The sequence below is a fragment of the Caulobacter sp. B11 genome (assembly GCF_002737765.1).
In the GTDB taxonomy this organism is placed as follows: domain Bacteria; phylum Pseudomonadota; class Alphaproteobacteria; order Caulobacterales; family Caulobacteraceae; genus Caulobacter.
In genome coordinates this window covers 1-6,199 of the sequence record NZ_PEGG01000129.1, presented here as the reverse complement: position 1 = coordinate 6,199, position 6,199 = coordinate 1, and the positions used below count along the sequence as shown (strand labels likewise).

Annotated in this window: 8 protein-coding genes; all 8 read right to left on the bottom strand. The window is 66.9% G+C overall.

Annotated features, from left to right (window positions below):
- On the bottom strand, window positions 1-662 hold a 662-nt coding region (locus CSW58_RS06720), incomplete at its 3' end, for a type 1 glutamine amidotransferase domain-containing protein (RefSeq protein WP_236627691.1).
- 182 nt (window positions 663-844) lie between these two features.
- A complete protein-coding gene (locus tag CSW58_RS06715) occupies window positions 845-2,485 on the bottom strand; it encodes an ATP-binding protein (RefSeq protein ID WP_099446769.1) in 1,641 nt (546 codons plus the stop codon).
- An 8-nt stretch (window positions 2,486-2,493) separates the two neighbouring features.
- Complete coding sequence (locus CSW58_RS06710; protein ID WP_236627692.1) at window positions 2,494-3,297, bottom strand: alpha/beta fold hydrolase; 804 nt, start codon at window positions 3,295-3,297, stop codon at window positions 2,494-2,496.
- Window positions 3,298-3,505: 208 nt separating this feature from the next.
- On the bottom strand, window positions 3,506-3,883 hold the full coding sequence (rplL, locus tag CSW58_RS06705; protein ID WP_099446767.1) for a 50S ribosomal protein L7/L12: 378 nt from the start codon (window positions 3,881-3,883) through the stop codon (window positions 3,506-3,508).
- Between the two features lie 45 nt (window positions 3,884-3,928).
- Window positions 3,929-4,447 carry a 50S ribosomal protein L10 gene (gene rplJ / locus CSW58_RS06700; protein WP_099446766.1) on the bottom strand — a complete coding sequence of 173 codons (519 nt, stop codon included), beginning with the start codon at window positions 4,445-4,447 and terminating at the stop codon, window positions 3,929-3,931.
- Between the two features lie 358 nt (window positions 4,448-4,805).
- Complete coding sequence (locus CSW58_RS06695; protein ID WP_201721597.1) at window positions 4,806-5,576, bottom strand: SDR family NAD(P)-dependent oxidoreductase; 771 nt, start codon at window positions 5,574-5,576, stop codon at window positions 4,806-4,808.
- Window positions 5,577-5,697: 121 nt separating this feature from the next.
- Entirely contained in the window at window positions 5,698-5,913 is a 216-nt protein-coding gene (locus tag CSW58_RS06690; protein ID WP_099446765.1) for a DUF4287 domain-containing protein, read from the bottom strand.
- A gap of 76 nt (window positions 5,914-5,989) precedes the next feature.
- Window positions 5,990-6,199, bottom strand: a 210-nt coding sequence (locus CSW58_RS06685; protein WP_201721596.1) for an NAD(P)/FAD-dependent oxidoreductase, incomplete at its 5' end; no start/stop codon positions are given.

The window sequence follows — 6,199 nt, the reverse complement described above, 5'->3', positions numbered from 1 at the left end:
TTCAGAGCCATCAGCAAGGCGTCGGCCGCGGGTCGCGACGACGCGGGGTTCTGCCCCGTGATCAGCAGGCCATCCGTCTGAACGAAAGGCGCCCAGTCGCCGGCCTTGGCATAAACCCCGCCCAGGGCCTTCAACTCGGCCTCGACGAGGAACGGAACGACATCGGTGAGACCGACGGCCGCTTCCTCGGTGTCGGTGAACCCGGTCACCGCCTTGCCCTTGACCAGGGGCTCGCCGTTCGGACCCTTGACGTGGCGCAGGACGCCCGGCGCGTGGCAGACGGCGGCGACCGGCTTGCCGGCCGCGATCATCGCCTCGATCAGGGCGATCGACTTGGCGTCCTCCGCAAGGTCCCACAGAGGTCCATGGCCGCCTGGATAGAAGACGGCGTCGAAGTCCTCGGCCTTCACCTCGGCCAGCATGACCGTATGGGCGAGCGCCTTCTGGGCCTCCGGATCGGCCTTGAAGCGTCGCGTGTCGTCGGTCTGGGCGTCGGCGTCGTCGCTCTTGGGATCGAGCGGCGGCTGTCCGCCGGCCGGAGAGGCCAGGACCACCGTCCCACCCGCATCGGTCAGGGCGTAATAGGGCGCGGCGAATTCCTCCAGCCAGAAGCCGGTCTTCTTGCCGGTGTCGCCGAGACGATCGTGCGAAGTGAGAACCATCAGGATGTGCATGCGGCCTCGATGCGTTTTGAAAGGGGAGGCTCGATATGGGCACGAACCTGGCTACCGTAACCCCCGAGGGCGCGAGACGTTGCGCGGGCGTCACCCGTCACGCGCGGCGCTGACCCTCGCGCCGCTGGCGGCCAAAATCGGGATGGGCCTGGCCGCCCCGGGGCGGAAGCTCAAGCGATGGGACGGGCCGATCGGTCGCCGCCGCCGGCCCGCAGGGCCTGACGGACGCCGGCGATCAGGCTTTCGGGCGTGATCGGCTTGGAGATGTGCAGGTCGGCCCCCGCCTCCGCGCCCTGAAGGCGGTGCTGCTCCATGGCGTTGGCGCTCAGCAGCGCGATCGGCGTGCGGACGCGGGTCGGGTCGGCGGCTTCCAATGCGCGGAAAGCGCGGGTGGCGGTCAGCCCGTCCATCACCGGCATCTGCATGTCCATCAGCACCAGGTCAAAGGTCTGCCGCCGGAAGCACTCAAGGCCCAGATGACCATTGTCCGCGATCTCGAGCTCCACATGATGTGGCGCGAGCATCAGGGCCACGATCTCCTGGTTGATGTCGTTGTCCTCCACCAGCAGGATCCGCAACCCCGGCCCAGCCGACAGACCGACCGCCTCGGGGGCGCTCGCCGCTTGGGTGGAGGCCTGGGCGGAGGCGGCCTCGGCGGCTGGCCGCGCCAGCGGAATATCAAAGCTGAAGGTGCTGCCCGCGCCGGGCCGCGATCGCACCTCGATGTGGCCGCCCATCAGATCCACCAGTTGCTTGCAGATCGACAGGCCAATACCGGTGCCGCCGAACCGGCGGGTAATGCTGGTGTCGGCCTGGCTGAAGCGTTCGAACAGGCCGGCGGCCAGGCTCTCATCAAAGCCGATGCCGGAATCCCGCACCGCCACCCGCAGGCGGGTCAGCGTCGAGGACGCAGCGTCCGGCTCGACGTCCACCGTCAGGCTCACCTCGCCCTCGGCCGTGAACTTGATGGCGTTGGACAGGAGGTTGGCCAGAACCTGCTGGAGGCGAAGCCCATCGCCAAGGACCAGGCCCCGCGCCGCCTCGCCAAGGCGCAGGGTGAAGGCCACGCCCTTCGCGGCGGCGCGAACCTCCATCAGGTTGGCGATGCCCCGAATGCAGGCCTCCAGGTCGAAGGGCCGGACCTCGAGGGCCATCAGGCCGGATTCGATCTTGGCCAGATCCAGCACGTCGGACACCAGCCGCTCCAGCAGCAGGCCTGAGGTCTCGATCATGCCCACCATGTCGCGCTGGTGGGTGGACAGCGACGTCGTCGCCAGGACGCCGGCGACGCCGACCACCGCGTTGAGCGGCGTGCGAATCTCGTGCGACATGTTGGCCAGAAAGTCGTCCTTGGCCTTGCTGGCCGCTTCGGCCGCCTCGCGCGCCGCGTCGGCCTCGCGCCGGGCCTTAAGAATCTCGACCTCGTACTTCCGGCGGTCCGACGCCGGGAAGACCGCCAGCCGAATGCCGCCCCGGTCGCCCTCCATCTCGCCGATCAGTTCGGCGTTGAGAAGGACCGGCTCCCGAGCGCCGCTGGCCGTGACCAGATCGAAAGCCACCTCATCCACCCGCCCCTGCATCTTCAGAAGCGGCGCGACATGGGTCTCGAAATAGATCCGCCCGGCCACGGTGAGCAGGCCGGGAAAGCGCGTCACACCGATCATCGACTCGGGCGATCGCCCCACCAGGCCGCTGAAATAGCGGTTGCAGGCGATCAGGACATGGCCCGGACTCAGCACAGCCAGACCGCACGGCGCCAGGTCGAACAGCGCGTCGAGATTCGAGCCAGCGGCGGGGGGCGGATGCGGCACGCGTTTCCCTAGCCGGCGCGGGGTCCGTGATCGTCCAGATAGGCTCGCATCGCCGCGATCGTCGCCTCGGGGGCGCTCAGGTGCGGGCAATGGCCGGTGGCGTCCAGCGTGGTCAGAACGCTGCCGGCGATGGCCGCCTGGACATAGCGCCCCACCACGGGCGGGGCGATGCTGTCTTCAAGGCAATCGATGATCATGGTCGGCGTCGCCACCGCGGCGAGGTCCCTACGCGAATCGGACAGGAAGGTGACGCGGGCGAACTGCCGGGCGATGTCGGGATCGGTGGTGCAGAAGCTGTTCGTCAGCTCCTCCGCCAGTTCCGGCCTGTCGGGATTTCCCATGATCACCGGGGCCATGGTCGAGGACCAGCCCAGATGGTTGGCGTCGAGGAATTCCAGGAGCTCGTCGATATCGGCGCGGGCGAAGCCGCCGACATAGTCCGCGTCGTCGACATAGCGGGGCGACGGACAGATCATGATCATCTGGCTGAACAGGCCGGGCCGGCGCGCGGCCGCCAGCACGCCGATCATGGCGCTGACCGAATGGCCGACAAACACCACATCCTTCAGGTCCAGCGCGTCGCACAGGGCCACGACATCGTCGGCATAGCCATTGAGCGAGGCGTACCTGTCGCGATCATAGGCCGACAGGTCCGAACGCCCGGCCCCGACATGGTCGAACACCACGGTCTTGAAATCGGCCTCGAAGGCCGGCGCGACCAACCGCCACATATTCTGATCGCAGCCGAAACCGTGCGAAAACAACATCGGCCGCACGCCCTGGCCGGAAACCTGAACCGCGTGCTTCTCCACAAGGGTCAAAGCCATTCTCCTGGGCGAAAGTGATGGAAGTCACCGGCGGGGATCAGACATGGCAGGCTTTAACATCCGGTCAAGGCTAAGCTCCCGCCGCCTGGCGGGCGACGAAAAACGGCCCCGGAGGTTTCCCCCCGGGGCCGTTTCATCATCCGCCGCCTGGCCGGAGCCAGGCCGCCTCACGCGCGCCGAGGCGCGGCGTGACTTACTTGATTTGGATGGTCGCGCCGGCTTCGGTCAGCTTCTTGGCGACTTCTTCGGCGACTTGCTTGGAGACGTTTTCGACGACGTTCTGCGGAGCGCCTTCGACCAGGTCCTTGGCTTCCTTCAGGCCGAGGTCCGGACGGACGCCGCGGACTTCCTTGATCACGTTGATCTTCTTGTCGCCACCGGCGGTCAGAACAACGGTGAACTCGGTTTGCTCTTCAGCAGCTTCAACCGGAGCAGCGGCCACGGCGGCGGCGGCGGCGACCGGAGCGGCGGCCGAGACGCCCCACTTTTCTTCCAGCATCTTCGACAGATCGGCGGCTTCGAGGACCGACAGGGTCGACAGTTCTTCAACCAGCTTTTCGAGCTTGGACATGGTTCAGTTCCTTAAACGAATGAGGGATGTACGCGGAGATGACCGTTAGGCGGCGTCTTTGGTCGCATAAGCGTTGAAGACGCGAGCAAGTTGGCCAGCCGGGGCCTGCAGGACGCCAGCGATCTTGGTCGCCGGAGCCTGGATGAGGCCGATAAGCTTGCCACGGATCTGGTCGAGCGACGGCAGCGTGGCGAGCGCCCGCACTGCGTCTTCGTCCAGAACCGTCGTCTGACCCAGGATGCCACCGACCAGCTTCAGCTTGTCGTTTTCCTTGGCGTACTGGGTGACGATCTTGGCGGCGGAGACCGGATCCTTGCCGAAGGCGATGGCGACCGGGCCGGTAAACAGGGCGTCGCCCTTTTCACCGATCGAGCCGTCGAGGGCCTTCTGGACGAGGGTGTTCTTCACCACCTGGAACGTGGCGTCTTCCTTGCGGAGACGGGCACGCAGTTCAGTCATTTCCGCAACGGTCATGCCCGTATAGTGGGTCACGACGACAGCGCCGGCGCCGGCGAAAACGCACTTAAGCGCCTCGATCGACTCCTGCTTTTGAGCGCGGTCCATTGCGGTCTCCTACTCAATGACAGCGGCCGGACTATTCCGGCAGCCAAATGCGCGGCGCATGAGGGATCGCTCCCGCACGCGAGTTGCATCAGCCTGTTCCAAGGAAAGTCAGCCGCGCGTCCCATCCGTTTTCAGGAGGAATTGCGTGGGCTTGTCCATCCCTGTCTCCCGACGGTGAGGAAGGGCTCTTCCTCAGTTACGGCGTTGGTGACCCCACGCCCCGCTGTTCACAAACAGGTCTTCGCCGGGCGAACCCGACGGAGAAGGGGCGGCGTATAGACGGTTTGGGGCGGGATATCAACAGGGCCCGACACGAAGCGCCCAGCGCGGCCAGCAGGCCGCGCCGGGACCGGGTCGGTCAGGCGGCGGTCAGCGCGCCGTCGACGGTGTAGACGCCGCCGTTGCAATAGGTCGAGTCGTCGGAGGCCAGGAAGGCCACCAGGCCCGCGACCTCCTCGGGCGTGCCATAGCGCTTGGCCGGCACCGCGTTGCTGATCTGCTCATGGGCGAGCTTGGGGTCGCCCGACTGGCCGGTGTTGATCGACTGCATCATCCGGCTCTCGATCGGGCCGGGATTGACGCAATTGACCCGCACGCCCCTGGACGCAGCTTCGATCGCCGCCACGCGCGTGACGCCCACGACGGCGTGCTTGGACGTGCAATAGCCGGCCATGCCGGCCGCGCCGGTCAGGCCGGCGACGCTGGAGGTGTTGATGATGCTGCCCGCGCCTTGGGCGTACATCACCGGCAGCACATATTTCAGTCCCAGGAACACCCCGGCCACGTTGACGCCCAGCACCTGCATGAAGGCGTCCAGGGGATAGGATTCGATCGGCTGGACGGGGCCTTCGACGCCGGCGTTGTTGAAGAAGATGTCGATCCGGCCGCACTCGGCCTTGGCCTTGTCGACATAGGCCTTGACCGACGCCTCGTCGGTGACGTCGGCCTCGGCCGTGACCAGCCGTGAGCCCTGGGGCAAGGCGGCCGTCAGCTTGGACCAGTCGGTTCCGGGCCTGTCGACGGCCACGACGGTCGCGCCGCGCTCGGCCAGGAGCCTGGAGGTCGCCATGCCGATCGCCCCGGCCGCGCCAGTGATGACGGCGACCTTGCCTTCGAGAACTCGTGTCATGGACGTGATCCTTGCTAGAGCGGTTATCCCGCTGACCCCATAAACTGTAACAACGCCTGGTTCGTTGCGTGAGAACAAGAACGGCGATCCGGGAGAACTGAGTCCCTGCCGGCCCCGGCCCCTATTTCAGACCATCCTGAGCCAGGGTGTGGGCGACAATGGCGTTGGCGTGCCCGTGTCCAAGGCCATGTTCGGCCTTCAGCATGGCCACCAGGGCCATGTGTTTGGCCGGGTAGCCCGCGCGGACCAAGGCCTGCCAGTCGGCGACCGGTCGCCCATAGGTCTTCTCGATCGACGGGAAATAGGACGCCGGGCCCTTCACCTTCTCGTCCGCCATGTGGCCCCTCCCCTGCGAAAACGCGGGCTAGGCTAGCCGCGATCGCAAGACCTCCGCAAATGGCGTGGAAGGCTCCCTAACCTAGCCGCGCCAGGACCTGCCGCGCCGCCGCCACGCCGGTGGCGAAACAGGCCTGCAGCAGATAGCCGCCGGTCGGAGCCTCCCAGTCGAGCATCTCGCCGGCCACGAACACGCCGGGGGCGGCCTTCAGTTCCAGGCCGTCCAGCGAGCCAGGGTCAGGGCCGCCGGCGCTGGAGATGACCCGGTCCAGGGGCTGGACGCCGGT